The organism is Sphingomonas sp. GW821-FHT04B01, assembly GCF_059420425.1.
In genome coordinates, this window is sequence record NZ_JBWKTR010000003.1 from 286,800 (window position 1) to 306,865 (window position 20,066).

Annotated in this window: 14 protein-coding genes and 1 tRNA gene; 6 read left to right on the forward strand and 9 right to left on the reverse strand. The window is 69.3% G+C overall.

The window, feature by feature from the left end; translation table 11 throughout:
- Positions 1–3: 3 nt before the first annotated feature.
- From AC07UH_RS10230 to AC07UH_RS10250, 5 genes are all read right to left on the reverse strand, one after another.
- Complete coding sequence (locus AC07UH_RS10230) at positions 4–2,385, reverse strand: TonB-dependent receptor (RefSeq protein WP_495179909.1); 2,382 nt, start codon at positions 2,383–2,385, stop codon at positions 4–6.
- The gene (locus AC07UH_RS10235; RefSeq protein ID WP_495179908.1) at positions 2,339–3,289 is read right to left on the reverse strand and encodes a FecR family protein; all 951 of its coding nucleotides are present in this window, start codon (positions 3,287–3,289) and stop codon (positions 2,339–2,341) included. The genes AC07UH_RS10230 and AC07UH_RS10235 overlap by 47 nt, the downstream gene beginning before the upstream one ends.
- Positions 3,286–3,792 carry an RNA polymerase sigma factor gene (locus AC07UH_RS10240; protein WP_137896935.1) on the reverse strand — a complete coding sequence of 169 codons (507 nt, stop codon included), beginning with the start codon at positions 3,790–3,792 and terminating at the stop codon, positions 3,286–3,288. Before AC07UH_RS10240 ends, AC07UH_RS10235 begins: the two co-directional genes overlap by 4 nt.
- A 63-nt stretch (positions 3,793–3,855) precedes the next feature.
- Positions 3,856–4,659 carry a ChbG/HpnK family deacetylase gene (locus tag AC07UH_RS10245; RefSeq protein WP_156143777.1) on the reverse strand — a complete coding sequence of 268 codons (804 nt, stop codon included), beginning with the start codon at positions 4,657–4,659 and terminating at the stop codon, positions 3,856–3,858.
- The gene (locus AC07UH_RS10250) at positions 4,652–5,530 is read right to left on the reverse strand and encodes a glycosyltransferase family 2 protein (protein WP_495189819.1); all 879 of its coding nucleotides are present in this window, start codon (positions 5,528–5,530) and stop codon (positions 4,652–4,654) included. Before AC07UH_RS10250 ends, AC07UH_RS10245 begins: the two co-directional genes overlap by 8 nt.
- A gap of 211 nt (positions 5,531–5,741) precedes the next feature.
- Between AC07UH_RS10250 and AC07UH_RS10255 the strand changes: the two genes are divergently transcribed.
- Both AC07UH_RS10255 and cysS read left to right on the forward strand, forming a co-directional pair.
- Entirely contained in the window at positions 5,742–7,229 is a 1,488-nt protein-coding gene (locus AC07UH_RS10255) for an ArnT family glycosyltransferase (protein WP_495179906.1), read from the forward strand.
- 47 nt (positions 7,230–7,276) lie between these two features.
- Positions 7,277–8,704: a cysteine--tRNA ligase gene (cysS, locus tag AC07UH_RS10260; protein WP_495179905.1), complete on the forward strand. Its 1,428-nt coding sequence runs from the start codon at positions 7,277–7,279 to the stop codon at positions 8,702–8,704.
- Positions 8,705–8,725: 21 nt separating this feature from the next.
- On the opposite strand, the gene AC07UH_RS10265 is transcribed toward cysS, so the two are convergent.
- Both AC07UH_RS10265 and AC07UH_RS10270 read right to left on the reverse strand, forming a co-directional pair.
- On the reverse strand, positions 8,726–9,718 hold the full coding sequence (locus AC07UH_RS10265; protein WP_495179904.1) for a M48 family metallopeptidase: 993 nt from the start codon (positions 9,716–9,718) through the stop codon (positions 8,726–8,728).
- Between the two features lie 52 nt (positions 9,719–9,770).
- Entirely contained in the window at positions 9,771–10,784 is a 1,014-nt protein-coding gene (locus AC07UH_RS10270) for a hypothetical protein (RefSeq protein WP_495179903.1), read from the reverse strand.
- A gap of 199 nt (positions 10,785–10,983) precedes the next feature.
- On the opposite strand from AC07UH_RS10270, the gene AC07UH_RS10275 reads away from it, so the two are divergent.
- From AC07UH_RS10275 to AC07UH_RS10290, 4 genes are all read left to right on the forward strand, one after another.
- The gene (locus tag AC07UH_RS10275) at positions 10,984–12,357 is read left to right on the forward strand and encodes a class II 3-deoxy-7-phosphoheptulonate synthase (RefSeq protein WP_495179902.1); all 1,374 of its coding nucleotides are present in this window, start codon (positions 10,984–10,986) and stop codon (positions 12,355–12,357) included.
- An 81-nt stretch (positions 12,358–12,438) separates the two neighbouring features.
- Positions 12,439–12,513 (forward strand) — tRNA-Glu (locus tag AC07UH_RS10280).
- 162 nt (positions 12,514–12,675) lie between these two features.
- Positions 12,676–15,318: a TonB-dependent receptor plug domain-containing protein gene (locus tag AC07UH_RS10285; RefSeq protein WP_495179901.1), complete on the forward strand. Its 2,643-nt coding sequence runs from the start codon at positions 12,676–12,678 to the stop codon at positions 15,316–15,318.
- The gene (locus AC07UH_RS10290) at positions 15,315–16,409 is read left to right on the forward strand and encodes a pyridoxal phosphate-dependent aminotransferase (RefSeq protein WP_495179900.1); all 1,095 of its coding nucleotides are present in this window, start codon (positions 15,315–15,317) and stop codon (positions 16,407–16,409) included. Before AC07UH_RS10285 ends, AC07UH_RS10290 begins: the two co-directional genes overlap by 4 nt.
- Here the strand turns inward: AC07UH_RS10290 and AC07UH_RS10295 are convergent, their stop codons facing one another.
- Positions 16,410–19,409, reverse strand: coding sequence for a glycosyl hydrolase family 28-related protein (locus AC07UH_RS10295; protein ID WP_495179899.1), 3,000 nt, complete (start codon positions 19,407–19,409; stop codon positions 16,410–16,412). It lies immediately after the preceding gene.
- 57 nt (positions 19,410–19,466) lie between these two features.
- Positions 19,467–19,739, reverse strand: coding sequence for a response regulator transcription factor (locus AC07UH_RS10300; protein WP_038660485.1), 273 nt, complete (start codon positions 19,737–19,739; stop codon positions 19,467–19,469).
- Positions 19,740–20,066 lie beyond the last annotated feature (327 nt).

Below are 20,066 nucleotides of genomic sequence, written 5' to 3' on the forward strand. Positions count from 1 at the left end.
CGCTCACCAGGCCGCCGACACGCCGAGACGCACGTTGCGCGGCCGCAAGGGCGTCACCTGATTGCGCGCGGTGAGGCCGAACGGATTGCCGAACGCGAAGCGATTGGCCGCCGCATCGGTGAGATTGTCGAGGCCGAGCGTCAGGTCGAGGTTACGCCAGCGCACGCCGGCCGAGGCACCGAAGGTGGTATAATCGCCCTGGCTGACGTCGAGCAGATCGCCGGTGCCGAGCACCGACCGCCCGACATAGTCGACCGTCGCGCCGACCCGCGGCGCGATGCTTCGCCCCTGCCCCCAGGCGTAGCTCAGCGCGGCATGACCCGCGAACGGCGGCGTCTCGGGCAACCGGCGATTGTCCTCGCGCGACTGGTCGGCGACCGGCCCGCGCACCCGATTGTAGGTGTAGAGCGCCGCCGCATCGAGGCGCAGCCCGGCGAGCGGCACCCAGTCGAGCGATGCCTCCAGCGTCTGGATATTGGCGTTGCCGAGATTGGTGGTGAACGGCTGGCCGCGCCGGTTGAGCAGATCGGCCTGGATGCCGCGCCACCGTGCGGTCGACGCGCTCACCGACAGGCCGAGGCCGGTCGTGCCGCGCCGCAGCCGGCGCATGCCGATTTCGCCGACCGCGATCGAATCGGCCTGATAATTGGCGACGCGGCCGATCCCCTGCGCGACCGCCAGCCCGCCGGTGCGGAACCCCGTCTGGTAGCGCGCGAACAGCGCGAGATCGGGCGCGAGCCGGTAGGACAAGGCGAGCGTCGGATCGGCGCGCTGCGTCGAGCGGCCGCGGATATAGGCGTCCGGTCGCCGCGTCGCCGAGGGTTCGCCGTCGATCCGCGCGCTGGTGAAGCGTCCGCCGAGCGTGACCGACAGGTCCGGGGTCACCGCCAGCGTCGTCTCGCCGAAGGCGGAGGCGGCGCGGGTGACGTTGGTGACGCCGACGATGTCCATCTGGTTGCCGGTCAGGCCGAGCGCGCGCGACAGTGCCGACCGGTCGCTGACCAGGGTGAAGCCGGCGAGCCAGGAATTGCCCGCCGCGGTCGAGCGCGACAGCCGCATCTCGTGCGACAGCAGCAATTTGGCGTTGTCGACATTATAGGCGACCGGCCGTCCGACGCCGCGCGGCGTCGCGTCGAACACCTCGCCGGTGTGATAATCCGCCACTCCGGTCGCCGAGACGAGGCGCAGGCCGCTGTCCCAATCCTTGGCGACGACGACGCGGCCGAACAGGAAGCGGTCCGCGAACGGCTGCGCGATCCGGCTGCTGCGCCGGTAGCTGCCGTCGCTGACCTCGGCATATTGGCCGTCGGTGGCGCGGATGCGCTGGACGACGCCGCTGGTGTCGATCCGCCAGCCGCCGCCCGGCTCGGCGCGCAGCGCGAGGCGCGCACCGACGGTGCCGACGCGGTTGACGTCGCGACCGCGTGCCGGATCGTCGATATAGCCGCCGTCGCGCACCACATAGGCGACGCTGCGCAGCGCCAGCCGCTCGTCGAGCAGCGGCACGTTGACCATCGCCGACAGATCGTAGCCCGCCGCGCCGCCATGCGTGGCGACGACGCCACCGCTCATCGCAGCGGCGACCCGGTCGAGCAGGGGCGCGTTCGAGATCAGCCGCAGCACGCCACCGATCGCGCCGGCCCCGTACAAGGTCCCCTGTGGCCCCTCCATCACCTCGACCGCCTGCATGTCGTAGAGGCGCAGGCCGGGATCGGGACCGGAGGCGTTGAGCTGGACGTCGTCGAGATAGACGCTGGCGGTCGATTGGGTGGTACCGTTGAAGCTGCTGTCGGCGATGCCGCGGATGAACACCTTGTTGCGTCCCGGCCCGAGCTGCGTGCTCTGCAGCACCGGCACCGCATTGGTGAGGTCGCTGATCGCCCCGGTCGCGCCATTGGGCTGCGCCGTCGTGCCGACCAGGGTAAGGCTGCCGGGATAGCGCAGCAAGGGCACGCGCTGCTTGCTCGCGGTGACGACGATGTCGGCGGGCACGTCGGCCGGCGGGACGGGGCGAGGCGGCGTCGGCCGTGGCGGGCGCACGCGACGCGGCGCGGCGACGATGCGATAGACGCCGCCCGGCCCGGGCACCGCGCGATAACCGGTGTCGGCGAGCAGCCGCGCGAGCGCCCGCGCGACGGGCATCGTTCCGCGCAGAGCACGGCAGCGGATGGCGTGGAGCCCCGGTTCGGTACTGACGATCTCGACGCCGCTGCTCCGCGCCAGCGTCAACACCGCCACTTCGAGCGTCGTCGCCGGGATGGCGACGGTGATCGCCGCATCGCGCGCGCGCGCGACCGACGGCAGGCAAGCGGCGGCCGCGAAGGCGGCGGAAACGAGCTTAACGTGTCGCGGTAGCGCGGTCCGCCAATACCCAGCCTTCGCCATTACGCCGCCATGTCGCCCCGATCAGTTCGGCCAGATGCGGTACGTCGCGATCGGCAGCGCCTGTGACGTGGATCATGCCGGTAAACGGGCGGCGCGACAAGTCGCCGACGATACGCAGGTCGACGCCGAGCTGCCGACGCAGGCTCGCCACGACCTCGCCGACCGGTATCCCCTCGAAACTGAGATCGCCGCTGCGCCAGCCGCCGACCGCGGCGGTCGGCAGCGTGCCGCGGACGATGCGGCGGTCGGCGGCCATCGTCACCGTGTCGCCGGCGCCGAGCCGCAGCCCGGCGCCATCGGGCTGGAACAGCACCGACCCCTCCGCTACCGCGACCGACAGGCGCTCGCCGGTGTGCAGCACGTCGAAGGTGGTGCCGAGATCGCGGATCAGCTGATCGCCGGCGCGCAGCTCGAACGGATGCGCGGCATCGTGGACGACGTGGAGCGTCGCCTCGCCGCGATCGAGCGCGACGCTGCGCGGGTCGGCGCCGCTCACCCGCAGCAGGCTGCCGCCGTTGAGCGCGATCTGCGTCCCGTCGGCCAGGCGGACGTCGCGCCGCTCGCCGTCGCTTGTGGCATAGACGGTTTCGGCCACGTGCGAGCCGAACGTCGTCGGCACCAGCCAAAGGGCGAGTGCCGCGGCGATCGCGCCGCCGCCCGCCAACCGCCACCAGCCGCGCGAGGCCGGCTGGTCGTCGTTCGCTGCGATCGGCATCGCATCGGGTTCGGGAAACGCCGCCGCGGCGACCAGCCGGTCGCGCATCGCCACCGCGTCATAGGCGCGCGCATGGGCCGGGGTCTCGAGCCAGGCGACGAAGCCTTCCCAATCCTCCGCCGCCATATGCTCCTGGCGCAGATGCCAGGCGATCGCCTGGTCGATGATGTTCGGTGCGTCACGGCTCACAGGCGCTGCCCCCTTCCATCATCATGACGATGCGCCACGGGCATATCCGCAGCATTCTGTTCGGCGCGGGCATGAATAATCCGGTACGCCCGCTGCAACAGCTTCTCGACACCGCTGACGCTGATCCCCAATTGCTCGGCGATGGCGCGTTGCGGCCTGTTTTCAACGCGATAGAGTCGCAATGCGGTGGCCATCCGTTCGGGCATGTCGGCGATCGCCGCCTCGATCGCACGCAGCTCGTCGCGCATCACCAGCGTCCGTTCCGCATCGGGCAGGTCGTCGGCGGTCGGCTGCTCCTCCAGCCACGCCGCCTCGCGGGCGCCGCGGCGCGCGGCGGCGATCCGCCGGTCGGTCGCCAGGTTGCTGGCGACGCGATACAGGAAGGCGGCCGGCTGCGCGATCGGCTGATCGGCGAGCTGGTCGATCCGCAACCACATGTCCTGCAGCGCATCCTCCGCATCGTCGCGGTTCCCGAGCCGCGCCGTCAACAGTCGCGACAACATCGCGCGTTGTTCGAGGAAGATGGCGCGAAGTCCGCTGTCGGCCAATCTGCGTCCGCGCTCCCGTCAGGCTGGAAACGCCAGCCCTTCCGCCGCCGCCATGTCCGCTATCGGCCATTTCCGCAAGACGTCCGCTTCGCGCGGCCGCGCCTCGGCGATCGCGTCGCCGGCGCGCCTGCCCGCCCCCGGATGACACATGACGAGATGCATACCCGCCGCCCGCCGCAGGAAGCGCGGGAACAACCGCTTGTAATCCGTCGAGAAATCATAGTGGCCAGCGAAACTGTCATTGCAGCGCAGGCGATAGCGCGCCGCCGCCCGGCGCAGCCCGCGCGAATGGAAGGCGCTGCCGATCGCCTTGCCGACGAACGGCCGCGCCAGCATCGCATCGACCCGATCGGTGCAGTCGCGCACCCAGGCATCGGGCGCGCGGCTCGCCGTCTCGAACAGCACGATGTCGCGGATGCCCGGCAAGGCGTGCGAATGCTGGTGGCCGTCGACGAAATCGGGCGCGCGGCCCATCGCCGCGGTGAAGGCGTCGAACTGCGCGGCGATCTCGGCCGCGATCTCCTCCAGCGGCAATTGCCGGCGTGCGGCGCGGCCGGCGAGCGGATCGATCTCGGGCAGCCGGCCGTCGGGTGCGAACAGCGGCATGTCGGTCAGCGGCCGTTCCTGCGTCAGCGTCAGGTGCAGCCCGATCGAGACGTGCGCCGGCAGGTCGCGAAGCAATGCGGCATCGTCCATCCACCCCGGCATCAGCGTCATGCAGCTCGTCGCGTTGAGCTTGCCGTTCGCCGCCAGCTCGGCGATCGTCTCGCTCACCCCGCGGGAATACGCGAAATCGTCGGCGCACAGGACCAGGTTACGCAACGGCCGCACCCTCCACACATTGATGCGCGCGCTCGCGGATCTGGACGCTGAGCAGCTTGCGGCGCTGCAGCCGGCGCGCGAGGAAGCGATAGAAGAACCAGCTGCCCGCCCACGGCGCGGTCGCCGAATAGACCAGCCGTTCGAACAGCGTCCAGCGGATCGAATCGCGGTCGCGCTCGCGTGGCGAGGGCATGCACCACAGATCCTGCGAATAGAGCATCCGGCCCCGCGCCATCGTGCGGTGGATGACCTCGTGATCCTCGAGGATATAGCCCCAGATCGCGGCATCGAAGCCGCCGACCGCGCGCAGCGTCTCGACGTCGAAGCACTGGCCGGCGCCGCCGGCATGACATTGCCGCGGCAGCAGCTTCGCCGCCGACAGGATCTTGCGCGCCTCGGCATCGAGCGCCGCCTGATCGGCGCCGGGGTCGACGAAATAGGCGCCGGCGACGACGCAGCGGTCGCGCTGCAACAGCCGCTCCGCCTCGGCGAGATAGTGCGGCGGGTAGAGCGTGTCGGCGTCGCAGGTCGCGACATAGCGCGTCCGGACCCAGCCGAGCCCCGTGCGCAGCGCCGCGACCTTGCCCGGCGTCGTCTCGGTGATGACGAGGGCATCGAGCCCGTGCGCGCGGACCGCGGCGCGTGCCACCTCGGCGCTGCCGTCGGTCGACCCGTTATCGACCAGGATCAGGATCGCGCGCACGCTCTGCGCGGCGAGGCTGGCGATCGTCGCGGCGAGATAGTCGCGTTCGTTGAAGAACGGGATCAGCACCGTCCACAGCGGTGTCGGCCGGCGATCCAGCCGCCGCGCGGCGATCGACGACCCCGCCGCGCTGCGGGACATCGGATCGTGGTCGTTGATCAGAAACATGATGCCCCCGGCAGACGGTCCTGGCGGCATCGCGGACTGCGACGCATGCCGACATGGTCTACCCCCCGGAAGGCCATGTCGGCGCCGCGCGTCAGTCGCTGCGATGCCCCGAATGACAGACGATGCCGATCTGGACATTCCACACCTGCCCCCGAAAAAAATGCTGCATGACGGTAGGGATCGCCGGATTTATGGGGGCGCCATGATCTCCATGGCGCGTTCCCCGGCCGCAACGACGACCGCCCCCGCCAGCCGTCCCGGCGCTTTGGCGACCTTCCTGCTGCTGCTCGGCTGGGCGCTGCTGGTGCGCGGTCGCGACTTCGGCAATCCGATCATCCATGTCGACGAGCAATATTATCTGCTCGTCGGCGACCGCCTGCTCCACGGCGCCCTGCCCTATGTCGATTTGTGGGACCGCAAGCCGCTGGGACTGTTCCTGATCTTCGCGGCGATGCGGCTGCTGCCCGGCGACGGCATCCTGGCCTATCAGCTCGTCGCGACGCTGTTCGCCGCGGCGACCGCCTGGCTGGTCACGCGCGGCAGCCGGCGGCTCGGCGCGACGCCGCGCGGGGCGCTGGTCGCCGGCCTCGCCTATGTGCTGTGGCTGTCGTTGCTCAGCGGGCGCGGCGGGCAGTCGCCGGTCTTCTACAATCTGTTCGTCGCCGCCGCTGCGGTGCTGACGCTGCGCCTGCCGCAGCTCGCCGCGCGTGGTGCCGGCGGCGCGATCGTCGCCAATGGCTGCGCCGCCTGCCTGCTTGCGGGTCTCGCGATCCAGACCAAATATACGCCGGTGGTCGAAGGCGCGTTCTTCGGGCTCGTCCACCTCTGGTATCTCCGCCGCGCCGGCACTTCGCTCGCGCCGCTCTCGGCAGCGGCGTTGGTGTGGGCGGTGCTCGGCATCGTGCCGACCGCAGCGGTTGTGCTGTTCTACCGGTCACAGGGGCCGGCGGCGTTCGACGCCTTCTGGTTCGCCAATTTCGCCTCGGTGTCGCTGCGCAAGGGCTATCCCGCCGCCAAGATCGCCGCACGGCTCGCGGGCACCACCGCGCAATTGCTGCCGTTCATCGCTTGCGCAGCGCTCGCGTGGCGCGTGCGGCCGCGCCGGCCCGAGATGGGGATCGCCTTCGGCTGGCTCGCTGCGGCGCTCGTCGCCTTCGCGATGATTGGCGCCTTCTTCGATCATTATGCGCTGCCGCTGATGGTGCCGCTGGCGATGATCGCCGGCGTGGCGCTCGGCCGTTACCGGGCGGCAGCCGTGGCACTGCTCGGCTACGGCCTGCTGCTGTTCGTCGTACGGGTGGCGCTGGTGCCGACCGAGGCCGCATCGGCGCGCGCAGTGGCGCGGGTGATGGCCGCGAACGACCGCGGCGGCTGTCCCTATGTCTTTGCCGGCGACGCCATCCTCTACCATCTCGCCGACGCCTGCATCCCGACCGCCTACGCCTTCCCCTCGACGCTGGCCTATGAAGCCGAACGGGGCGCCACCGGCATCGACGAGGCCGCCGAGGTCCGCCGCATTCTCGCCGGGCGGCCGCCGGTGATCGTGACGATGGACGCGCCGATGGCGCCGTGGAACCGCGACAGCCAGGCGGCGATGACGCAGGCGGTCGCCGCCAGCTATCGCCGCGTGTTGACCGTCCCGCGCGAGGACGCGCATCTGCTCGTCTATCTGCGCGACGATCTGCCGCTGCGGCGCTGATCGCAGGCCCCTTGGCGCGGACGCCTCCGCCGGGCTAGAGCGCCCGCATGACGCCGCTGACGCTCCACAACAGCCTGACCCGCATGGCGGAGCTGTTCCAGCCCGCCGACCCCGCCGACGTCCGCATCTATTCGTGCGGGCCGACGGTCTATCATTATGCGCATATCGGCAATCTGCGCGCCTATCTGTTCACCGACACGCTTGGGCGGGTGCTGACGTGGAAGGGCTATGGCCTCACCCATGTCATCAACATCACCGACGTCGGCCATCTGACCAGCGACGCCGACGCCGGCGACGACAAGATGGAGGCGGCGGCGCGCGCCAGCGGCCGCGACATCTGGGCGGTCGCCGAGCATTATACGCAGGCGTTCAAGGCTAACCTCAAGGACCTCAACGTCCGCGATCCCGCCCGCTTCCCGCTTGCCACCGATCACGTCGCCGGCATGATCGCCTTCGGCGAGGCGATCGCCGAGAAACATTGCTACCGGCTTCCCGACGGCCTCTATTTCGACACCTCAACCGTCCCCGATTACGGCCGGCTCGCCGGGACGCGCGACGACGGCCCCGCCGAGGGCCGGATCGAGACGGTGGCGGGCAAGCGGCACGCCGCCGACTTCGCGATCTGGCGGACGAGCGCACCGGGCGAGCACCGCCAGATGGAATGGGACAGCCCGTGGGGCCGCGGCGCGCCCGGCTGGCATCTCGAATGTTCGGTGATGAGCCGCCAGTATCTCGGCGCGCATTTCGACATCCATACCGGTGGCATCGACCATCGCGAGATCCACCACCCCAACGAGATCGCGCAGAATCAGGCGTTCAGCGGCACCGCCGACACCGGCGCGACGCTATGGATGCACAACAACTTCCTCGTCGATCGCACCGGCAAGATGTCAAAGTCGTCGGGCGAGTTCCTCACCCTGCCGACGCTGGTCGAGCGTGGCTTCCACCCCCTCGCCTATCGCCTGATGTGCCTGCAGGCGCATTATCGCAGCGAGCTGGAATTCTCGTGGGAGAATCTCGCCGCGGCGCAGACGCGGCTGAAACGCTACGTGCAGACCGTCGCGGCGCTCCGCGCGCGCGGCGAGGGCAAGGGCGCCGCGTCCGCCGCGCCCTATATCGAGCGGCTCGATGCGGCGGTGTCCGATGATCTCAATACGCCCAAGGCGTTGCCGGTGCTCGACGAATTGCTCGCCGACAAGACGATCAGCCCCGCCGGCAGGCTGGCTGCACTTGGCGATTTCGATGCGGTGCTCGGCCTTGGCCTGACGACGCTGTCGCGCGAGGACCTGCGCGTCCGCCCGGCGAGCGCCGGCATCGACGAAGCGGGCATCGCGGCACGGCTCGCCGATCGTCGCGAGGCGCGCGCGGCCAAGGACTTCCCGCGCTCCGACGCGATCCGCGACGAACTCGCCGCAATGGGAGTCGAGGTGATGGATGGCGATCCGCTCGGCTGGGACTGGAAGGTGGCGCCGTAACCGGAGACGGTTCGCGTCGGCTTATTGCAGCGGCTGATCCACCGTCGCGATGATCGGCGGTACGTACGGCTTCGGGGCATTCGCCGGGATGCGCGCGATCTCCGCCTCCAGCGCCTTGGCGCGTGCCGCAGAGGACGGATGCGTGCGGCTGCGGAACAGCCCGCCATCGACGTCGCCGCCATGGTCGCGCCAGAAGCGCACCGCGATCCGTGGGTCGTAACCGGCGTTGCGCAGCAGATACATGCCGAGCAGATCGGCCTGATCCTCGGTCAGGCGGAACAGCCGGCCGTTACGGCCGACCTCCGACAGCAAGCCGCGCTTCACCCCGGCGGCATCGAGCCGCGTGGCGTGATGGAGGATGTTGTGCGCCAGTTCGTGCGCGACGACCACCGCGACCTCGTCGTCGGTATAGCGTTCGAAGAAGCGCACCGCGATCTGCACGATCCGCCCGTCGGCCGATGCGTCCATCCCCGGCCCGAGCAGCACCTCGAACGCGCTGCGGCACCCCGGCGACGCGGCGATGGTGACGCTGCGCGGCTTGCCGTCACGCAAAAGGTCGATGCGCAGCGGCCGGTCGGCGGGCAGGGCGGCGATCGTCGCGGTCACCGCGTCGCGCGCGGCGCTGGTCGCGGTCTTGCCCGGTGCCGCGCCATCGACCCGCTTGCCGTCGATCGCGACGATCGAATCGCCCTCGCGCACCCCCGCGGCGGCCGCGGGCGAGCCCGGCACCACCGCCTCGACCGCAATCGGCGTCTCGAACCCGAAGCTGCGGCGCGCCTGGTCGCGCAGCGGCGCGTCATATTGGTCGATCGCATGGATCGCCCAGCCCGGCGTCGGCGCCGTCTCGCGGCACAGCGCGACATTGGCGGTGGTCAGCCGATAGGCGATCCCCGCCATCCGCCCGTCCACCGCGCGCAACGCCGCGAAGGTCGCGGCGCTATCCTGCGCCCGGGCCGGCGACGGGCTGCCGATTCCGAGCAATATGGGCGCGATGCACAGCAGAGCCTTGTTCATCCCGCCGCCCTAGAACAGCGCGTTCGCCTGCGAAACCTTCGATACGCTTCGTCTACCGAAGAGCCTTGGCATCGATGGTCACCTGATTGCCCTTCGACACGCCGGTGCGCTTGCCGCTGGCGACCAGCTCCCACACCTGTCTGGGGGTCGGCAATCCGTCGAAGGACGGGAAGCTCGACACCGTGCCGTCGACGTCGGTCAGCGCCACCGTATAGGTTCCGCTCTTGTCGATCTGGCCCATCAGCGACGGATAGACACTGACCGTCCGGCCCGCATCGTACAACGCCATCTCATAGCCCGCCCCATTGGCGCGATAGACGCCATATTCGAGGCGCGCCTCGCCCTCGCGGCACCACACGATTTGCGGTTCGGGCGGCGTGGCGGGATCGGCCTTCGCCTTCGCCGCGATCCCCCCGGCGAGCAACGCCATCAGCATGTCGCCGCCCGCGGGTTTAATCGGCTTGGCGTGCGCGAAGACCAGCGGCGTGGCGCACGCCCTGATCGGCGTCGCCGCCCGCGCCACCGGACCGGCCGGCCGTGGCCAGTGGATCGTCGCGATCGCCTGCTGCAATTGCGCATCGAGCTGCTCGGCGGTCAGCGCCTTGGCGCTCATCCGGATACTGACGATCCACTCACCTACCGGGACAACCGCGAGCGCGGTGCTGCGATAGCCCTTGCCGGCATTGGCATACACCTGCCGCAGGGACGACGCGGCGGTCGCACCCGGCGCGGCGAAGGCGATCGGGTCCGCGGACGCCGGCGCCGCATTGCGGAACAGGTCGCGGCTCTCGATCGCGGTACGCGACCGGTCGAACCACAACGCGACATCGGCAACCGCCGGATGGAAGAGGTAGACCGTCGCGCTGACGCTGCCATCCGGCGCTTCGAATTGCGCGGCGACATCGTGTTCGCTCTGCGTGGCGTCGGTCAGCGCGCCGCGCGGCAGGCCGGCGAGCTGAGGCCGCAGGATCAATCCGGTCTCCGCATGTTGCCAGCTCTTGTCCGGCGGCACCGGCAAATCGCGCGCGGCAATCGGCGCAGCGGTCGCCAGCGCCAGGATCATCATCGCCCGTCTCATCGCCCGTCCCCCATGGCCCCACACCGGATCAGCGTGCTAGCAGACCGGCGGTCGACTCCGCCAGCATCCGTCGCCGCCGACGGCACTGGCAAAGCCCCCGCCATGCGATGCCAAAGCCTTCCTTCATTGCGTCAAGGCCGTTTTGGGCGCATGTCGCGACGCGTTTAGACCCGAAGGACGACAGATCATGGCCGCGAACTGGGCCCCCGACAGCTGGACCAAGGCAGAGGCCTGCCAGCTTCCCGACTATCCCGACGCCGCGGCGCTGGCCCGCGCGACCGACACGCTGGCGACCTTTCCGCCGCTCGTCTTCGCCGGCGAGGCGCGCAATCTCACCGCCGAACTCGCCGATGTCGCCGCCGGCAAGGCGTTCCTGCTGCAGGGCGGCGATTGCGCCGAATCCTTTGCCGAGCACAGTGCCAACAACATCCGCGACACCTTCCGCGTCATCCTGCAGATGGCGGTGGTGCTGACCTATGCGTCGAAGCTGCCGGTGGTGAAGCTCGGCCGCATGGCCGGCCAGTTCGCCAAGCCGCGCTCCGCCCCGAACGAGACGATCGATGGCGTCGAGCTGCCGAGCTATCGCGGCGACAACGTCAACGACATCGCCTTCACCCCCGAAAGCCGCATCCCCGATCCGCAGCGGATGATCCGCGCCTATTCGCAGTCCGCGGCGACGCTCAACCTGCTCCGCGCCTTCGCGCAGGGCGGCTATGCCAACCTGCATCAGGTGCATCGCTGGACGCATGACTTCATGGGCCGCAGCCCGTGGTCGAAGAAATATGCCGAGACCGCCGACCGCATCGGCGAGGCGCTCGAGTTCATGGCCGCCTGCGGCATCGATCCCGAGACGGTGCCGCAGCTCGCGCAGACGCATTTCTACACCAGCCACGAAGCGCTCTTGCTGCCGTTCGAGGAGGCGCTGACCCGGCAGGACTCGCTGACCGGCGACTGGTACGACACCAGCGCGCACTTCCTGTGGATCGGCGACCGCACCCGCTTCGAGGGTTCGGCGCACGTCGAGTTCCTGCGCGGCATCGGCAATCCGATCGGCGTGAAGTGCGGGCCGAGCCTCGACCCCGACGCGCTGCTCCGCATGCTCGACACGCTCAATCCCGGCCGCGTGCCGGGGCGGATGACGCTGATCACCCGCTACGGCTACGACAAGATCGAGGCATCGTTGCCGAAGCTGGTCCGCGCGGTGACGCGTGAAGGCCATCCGGTGGTGTGGAGCTGCGATCCGATGCACGGCAACACCGTCAAGGCGGTGACCGGCTACAAGACGCGGCCGTTCGACCGAATCCTCGCCGAGGTGCGCGGCTTCTTCGCGGTGCATCGCGCCGAGGGCACGCACGCCGGCGGCATCCACGCCGAGATGACCGGCCAGAACGTCACCGAATGCACCGGCGGCGCGATCGACGTCACCGAGCAGAGCCTCGCCGATCGCTACCACACGCATTGCGACCCGCGCCTCAACGCCGGCCAGAGCCTGGAACTCGCCTTCCTGCTCGCCGAGATGCTCAACGAGGAAATGGCCGAACGCCGCAAGGCCGCGGCCTAAGCCGGTTGAATATGGGGGCGTCGGCGATTGCCGCTTGACGCCCCCGCCCCCGCGGCCTAGAGGCGCTCGCTCACCGCATACGGCCCCTTCGTCTAGCGGTTAGGACGTCGCCCTCTCACGGCGAAAGCACGAGTTCGATTCTCGTAGGGGTCACCAGCGATCGTTATCGCTCTGCGTCACTTGCTCCAGCATCTTTCAACAGGCCGCGTCAACGCTGCCAGCTTTGCTGCCGTAAAGGCAATCTAGCTTTATCTCCTACCTGTGTGGAGGACATTCTCGTCGATGACGCCATGGGGGGCGTTGTGAGGGGGAATGGCCATGCGGGCAACGGGGTGGCTGATCGGCGTGGCGGCGGTGGCCGCGACACCGGTCGTCGGACAGACGCGTGATCGGACAGCCGATCTGCCCGGCGAAACCGCAACGTCCGATATCGTGGTGACCGGCAGCCGCGTCGGCGAGCGCACCGTCACCACCGCACCGGTGCCGATCGACGTGCTGCACGGCGAGACATTGCGCGCGTCGACCTATCAGGAGACGACGGAAATCCTGCGCCAGCTGGTGCCGAGCTTCGCCTTCGCGACTCCGACGACGCCCGACGGCAACACCCACATCCATTCCGCCTCCTTGCGGGGATTGTCACCGGACGAGACGCTGGTGCTGGTCAACGGCAAGCGGCTGCACACCGCCGCCTGGGTCAATACCGGGGGCACGATCGGCAAGGGCGCGGTGCCGACCGATCTCAACCAGATCGCGCCGGCGGGGATCGGCCGGATCGAAATCCTGCGCGACGGCGCCTCTGCGCAATATGGATCGGATGCGATCGCCGGCGTGGTCAATATACGCCTGCGGACCGACACCAGCCTGCATGCCGATGCGAGCGCCGGCAGCACCTATGACGGCGGTGGCGACACCTACACCGTCTCGCTGGGCAGCGGCGTGCAACTCGGCGCAACCGGGTTCGTCAATCTGACCGGCTATTACCGCGATCACACCGCGGCGAACCGCGCGTTGCCCGATACACGCCAATTCTACTTCGGCCTTTCGCCTGCAGGCACGCCGCAGCCGGTGTCGGCGCGCTATGGCGCCGGCCTCGGCCTCAATCCGCCGGGCGGCCAGAGCGGCACCCGCCTCGACCCGCGCGAAGCGACCGTCGACCGCAACGTCTGGCGCTTCGCCGACGAAGGCGATCTGCACGACGCCTCGGCGATCGCGAACCTGGAGGTGCCGGTCGGCAGCGCCGCCACGCTTTACGGCTTTGGCGGCTATCGCATGAGCAAGGCGCGCTCCAACGCCTCGTTCCGCCGCCCCGGCCAGGACGAGACCGTGCGTGCGCTATATCCCGATGGCTTCCTGCCGTTCGTCGATACCGACAGCCGCGACTATTCGGCGGCACTGGGCGTACGCGGCGACCTCGGCGGATGGCGGTGGGACCTGTCGAGCATCTATGGCGGCAACGCCATCGCCTATCGCACCCGCAACACCGTCAATGCGACGCTCGGCACCGCCAGCCCGCGGCGCTTCTACGACGGCCGTTACCGCAGCGATCAATGGACCAGCGACCTGACGCTGTCACGCGGCGTCGATGTGGGACTGGCGGCACCGCTCAAGCTGGCGATCGGCGCGGAATATCGGCGGGACGGCTATGCGATCGGCGCCGGCGAACCGGCGAGCTACGCCTTCGGCAGCGCACGGGTGCTCGACGGTCCGAATGCCGGAGCCATTCCGACGATCGGATCGCAAGGCTTCGCCGGCATTCAGCCCGGCGACGTGATCGACACCCACCGGCGTGCGATCGGCGGCTTCGTCGAGGCAGCCAGCGAGGTCGTCCGGGGCTGGCAGGTCGATCTCGCCGGCCGCTACGAAAGATACAGCGATTTCGGCAGCACCTGGAACGGCCAGGCCTCGACCCGGATCGCGCTGCCCGCGGGGTTCGGCCTGCGCGGTTCGGCGGGAACCGGCTTCCATGCGCCGGCGCTGGCACAGCAATATTTCAGTTCGACGAGCAGCCGGACGATCGTCAACGCCACCACCGGTTTTCCCGAATTCGTGCTCGTCCGCACCGCGCCGGTCGGGTCCGCGCTGGCGCGGGCGCTGGGGGCGCAGCCGCTCAGGCCGGAACGTTCGACCAGCTTCGGTGGCGGGCTGACCTATGCGGGCGGCGGACTGACCGGGTCGGTCGACTATTACGACATCGCGGTCGACGATCGCATCTTCCTCTCGTCCAATTACGTCGACGCCGCCGGTAGCCCGCGCTTGCGCGATTATCTGAGCGGCATCGGCATTCCCGGCGTGACCAGCGTCCGCTATTTCACCAATGCCGCAGCGACCCGCACCCGGGGCGTCGACGTCATCGTCACCTGGGCAACGCCGCTGGCGGGTTGGGGCGACCTCAAGCTGACCGCCGGTTACAACCACAACCAGACGCGACTCAGGCGGATCGCTGCGACGCCGCCGCAGATCGGCACGCTCGGCATCACCACACCTTTGTTCGACGTGATCGAGCGTACCCGCGTGGAACGCGGCCAGCCGCGCGACAAGATCGCGCTCGGCGCGACCTGGCGCAGCGGCCCGATCACGCTCGACGCGCGCACCACACGCTACGGGACGGTCGAACAGGTCGCGCTGACCAACCAATCGCCCGCCGCCGTCGCGCTGATCGCGGCGCAGGCACTTCCCTTCCGGACACGGCCCACCGAGGCGGGATCGGCCGGCAACCTCGACGTGATCCAGCGGCTCGAAGCGAAATGGGTCACCGACGTCAGCTTCACCGGACAGGTCAACCGCGGCCTCAGCGTGACGGTCGGAGCGAGCAACCTGTTCGACGTCTATCCGACCCGCACGATCGCCTCGACCCCGACGCTGACCGGGGCCGATACATTCGGTGTCTTTCCGTACAGTGAATTCTCGCCGTTCGGGTTCAGCGGCGCGGCCTATTACGTCCGTGCAGGCGTGCGACTGTGACGGGCGGGCCGATCGTCACCCGGCGTGGCTGGCTGGGCGGCGCGATGATCGCCGGGGTTGCCGCACCGGTCCTTGCCGAGGCGGCGTCGACACCCGTACGCGCCTCACTCAACGAAAATGCCTTCGGCCCCTCGCCTGCGGTCGGTCCGGCGATCGCGCGCGCGATCCCCGGGATCGAGCGCTACGTCGATCAACGCGAGGTTGCGGCGTTGACCCGGCAGATCGCCGCCTTGGAGCAGGTCTCGCCCGATCAGGTCGTGCTCGGCGAGGTGCTGGAGCCGCTCGGGCTGTATCTCGCGCGCCAGCGGCCAGGCGGCGGAAGCATCGTCTATTCGGCGCCGGGCTATACCGCGCTGGTCGACGCGGCTGCGCCCCTTGGCGGACGTGGCGTGGCGGTGCCGCTCGACGCCGCGCTCGCCAACGACTTGCCGGCGCTAGCCCGGGCGGTCGACGCGCGGACGCTGGCGGTGTCGCTGGTCAATCCGCACAATCCCTCCGGTACGGTCAACGATGCCGTCGCCTTTCACGCCTTCATACGCGAAACCGCCCGGCGTACGCTGGTCGTGGTCGACGAGGCGTATCTGGAATATGACGACATGCCGGCGAGCAGCGCGATCCGCCACGTCCGCGACGGCGCCAATGTCCTCGTCTTCCGCACGCTCGCCAAGATCTACGGTCTCGCGGGGCTGTCGATCGGCTATGCGGTGACCGGCAAGCCGCTCGCCGCCGGATTGCGCGCGGCCGGGATCGGCGCGCCGCACAGCCTCAGCCGGCTCGCGCTGGCGGGCGCCGCCGCGGCGCTAGCCGATCAGCGTCATGTCGCCACGGTCCGCGCCGCGGTCGCGACCGAACGGCAGCGGCTGTCGGCGACACTCGCCCGGCTTGGCTTGCGGCATACCGACGCGCGCGGCAATTTCGTGTTCTTCCAGTCCGCGCAGGCCGATGGTCTGCGCGCGGCGCTGGCGCGCGCCGGTATCGAAGTCGCCCGCCCCTTCCCGCCGCTAGACGATTGGATCCGGATCACCATCGGCCGGCCAGTGGATAACGACCGCGTCATTGCCGCACTCGTCGCCGCCCACCCCGGCCGCTGATCAGAGGTCCGTCGCGTACAGCGTGTGGTGCGTCAGGATGAACAGCGTCTTGCGGCCGGTGCCGCCGATCACCAGTTGCAGCGGGCGTTCGGGCACGTCGATCCGCCGCTGCAACGCGCCGTCGGCGCCGTAGACGAACACCTGTCCATTGGCGACGTAGAGGTTGCCCGCATCATCCCGTGCGACGCTCTCGCCGCCGCGGTCGGCGACGACCTTGAGGTCGGTGACCTGCCCGCCCTCGCCGACCAGACCGCTGTAGGTGCGGTTCTCCGACCCGTTGGTCAGCGTCACCCGGCTGCCCGGCGCCGCCGCGACGAAGCCGTAGGAATCGAGCGTGTCGGACCAGCGCCAGCCCTGGTGATCGTCCGGCCCCTGGTTCCAGACGCGGAACGCGGGCAGCGCGAGCGATCCGTCGGGCGAGACATATTCCTGCGCCTTGGCCTCGCCCATCTTGCCGGTGAAGAAGTCGGCGATCGTCGGATAGGTATAGGTCCTGGGATCGATGCGATCGGCGAATTCGCCGTTCGCCCAGACGTTGACCGGCAGCAGCGTCGTCGCCTTGCGGCCGGCGCGCACCGGCGTCGGCGCGATGACGCGGACCTCGGCGGGCCTGGCGGGATCGATGCTGTAGACGCTGCCGTCGCGCCCCGCAGACGACTGGACGAGCAGCGACCCCGATCTGTCGACCGCGAGATTGACCGCGTCGAGCGGCGCGTCGGCCAGCGTCGTCAGTCCTTCCGCCTGCGACCAGCCGTGGATGCGCTGGAAGAAGCGATCGATGAAATAGAGCTTGCCAGCCTTGTCGGTCGCCGCGCCCGCGATCGAATAGAAGCCGTCGGCCAGCTTGCGCACGCCGGGCGAGACCGGGATGGCCGAGGCACCGGCCGCGGTCGCCGGCGCAGCCGGCACGTCGAGCTTGGCGAACTCGCGCTCGCGCACCTCCTGCTGGCGCGTCATGTCCTTGATCGCATTCTCGAACGGATATTTGCTCGCGCGCAAATAGGTGCCGCAGCCCTTGGCGTCGCAGCTCGCGAAGCCGCTCTCGGCGTTCACATGGACGTTGCGGAAGCGGATGTCGCCCGAATCGTAGAGCCGCACCGCGGTGTCCATCGGCTTGATCGAGCGGGTGACGCGGTAGGCATGGTAATTGGCGAAGAGGATGTTGCGCGAGTTTCGGAATTCGGTCGAGATCGCGTTGACGCCGTCGCGGACTTCCTGCTCGGTTTGCGGAGCGAGGAACTCCCAATTCTCGACATGGTCGAGGACGATCTCGTGGCGGTAGTGATGCTCCGCCGACAGCTGGTAGACGTGGCCCGGCGTCTTGGTGTCGGAGACGTAGAAGCCCGCCGAGGCCAAGGTGTTGGGCGACCAGAGCGCCGAGAAGGTGCCGCCGCCGCCGTCGGTCACCCAGATGCTGGGATATTGGCCGTCGAAGCGCGCGCGCGGATCGCCGAAGCCGATCGCACTGCCCTTGGTCAGCAGCGTACCGCCGCCGCCCTGGATCTTGACGTCGTTGACCATCGACGCCTCGCCCGCCTTCCACAGCAAGGCGGTCGCGCGCGGATTGACCCCGCCGGTCCACAGACCGAGGCCGTGGACGATGGCGTTGCCGCCCTTCGCGCTCTCGATCAGCGCCTTGGCGCCGCCGACGCCCATGAAGGCGGGGGTCTCGTCGGGCAGATAGACGTGGGTGAGGCTCGGGTGGAGCGCGATCAGCACGCTGTCGGGGCGCAGCTTCAGCGTATCGGTGACGCGATAGCGGCCCATCGGCAGATAGAGCACGCGATGCGTGTCGATCGCGCGTTGCAGCGCGGCGGTGTCGTCGGTGGTGTCGTCGCCCTTGACGCCGAGATCGTGGACGTTCGCCCACGCCTTGACCGGCGGCAGCGCGGCGATCGCCGGCCGCGGTCGCGCCGACACGCGGGCGAGCGGCGCCATCGTCACGTCGGTGGCATAATCGCCGATCGTTCCCAGCCCCGCCAGCTTGAGGCCGTAGGAGAAATCGCTGACGCGGTAGCGCGCGCCTTTGCCCGCGACGGTCGTGCCGCTGTCGCGGAAGCGCGCGAAGGTCGGCGTGTCGATGCCGATCGCATTGTCGAAGCCGATCTGCGTGAAGACGCTCTTCTCCTCCGAGATCAGCACCGCCGACTGCGATACGTTCTCGAAGCGGACGTCCTTGCCCCACAGCGAATCGGAATAGCCGCGGTCGATCTCGATGCCGACCGGCGTGTCGCGGATCGCGACGTTGACCAGGGTCAGGTCGACCTCATGCTCGCGGATCGCCGCATCCCGCTGGCCCTGAAAGTCGGAATCGATCAGCGTGAACTGCCACGCCGGCGAGGTCTTTTCCGACATGATGCCGTAGCGGCCGCCGAAGAAGCGCAGGTCCTCGCACTCGTTGCCCGCCTGATAGATGCCGGCGAGGCCCGAGCCGATGTGGAAGTCGGCATGGCGGATATAGCCGTGCTGCGCGACGCGGAAGCGCACCGCCACCGCGCCGGCATTGCCCTCGCCGATGCGGAAATCGACGTTGGCGAGCGCGGAATAGAAGGTGCTCGACGTGGCGTCGAAGATGGCGGGATCGAACGGCACGCTGGTGCGCGGCGGCACCGGCGCCTTGCCGACGCGATATTGATCCTCGCCGGTGAAGGCGAGCATCGCAGCGACGCCCGCGCCGAAGCCCTCGCTATTGTCGCCGAGCACGATTTCCGGCCGGGTCGCGCCGATGCCGAAGATGCGCACCGCGGACCGCACGAAGATCGTCCGGCTGATCCGGTAGCGGCCCGAAGGCAGGAAGACGATCCCGCCCTTCCCGCCCTGCGCCGCGGCATCGATCGCCTGCTGGAGCGCGACGCTGTCGTCGGCGCGGCCGTCGCCGACGCCGCGGACGGTGATCGCCCGCGCGTCCTTGGGCGCGGTCAGGTAGACGGACGTCGTCGCCGCCAGAGCGGGCGCAGGCGCGACGAGCGCCGCTGCGCCGAGCAGCCAGATATGCTTCAATGAAGGTCTCCCCGGGATCGGTCGTGCCGCACGGTCCGCCGGACCGGCGGAAGAGGCTCAGGAGGCGCGGCGGCCCAAAGTCTGTGCGGCCAGCGCGACCTGCGTGCGGTTGCGCACGTTGAGCTTGCGCATCAGCGCGGTCATGTGCGCCTTCACCGTCGCCTCGGCGATGCCGAGATCGTAGGCGATCTGCTTGTTGAGCAAGCCGGAGTGGACACCGCGCAGCACCTTCATCTGCGTCGGCGTCAACTGGTCGAGCGCACAGGCCGCAACCGGCGCCGCAGCGGCGTTGATCGCGGGCTGGCGGGCGATCGGGGAAGTCCCTTCCATCGTCATCCTCCTCTGGTGGCCATAAGCCGGCGGTCGCCCGTGTCGGACGCTCCATTTTGGTCGATCGATCCGGTGTTTGGGCGGATTCGGTTAGACAGATTTCCTGTATGATCTCGACAACCTGTGGGGATCAAGCCTTTTTTCTTGGCGGACGGCAAAAACCTGTCCTACAGATAGCAGGAGAACGGCAGACGAAGGCGTCGCCGAAACGGAGGGAGGGTGTCGATGCGGCACAGGCAGGCCAGCGCCGAAGTGCGCATGTCGCCGAAGCAGGTTCGTGGTACGCAGACGCTGTCTCCGCGCAAGTCGTCCCTCCGGGCGTGTCGG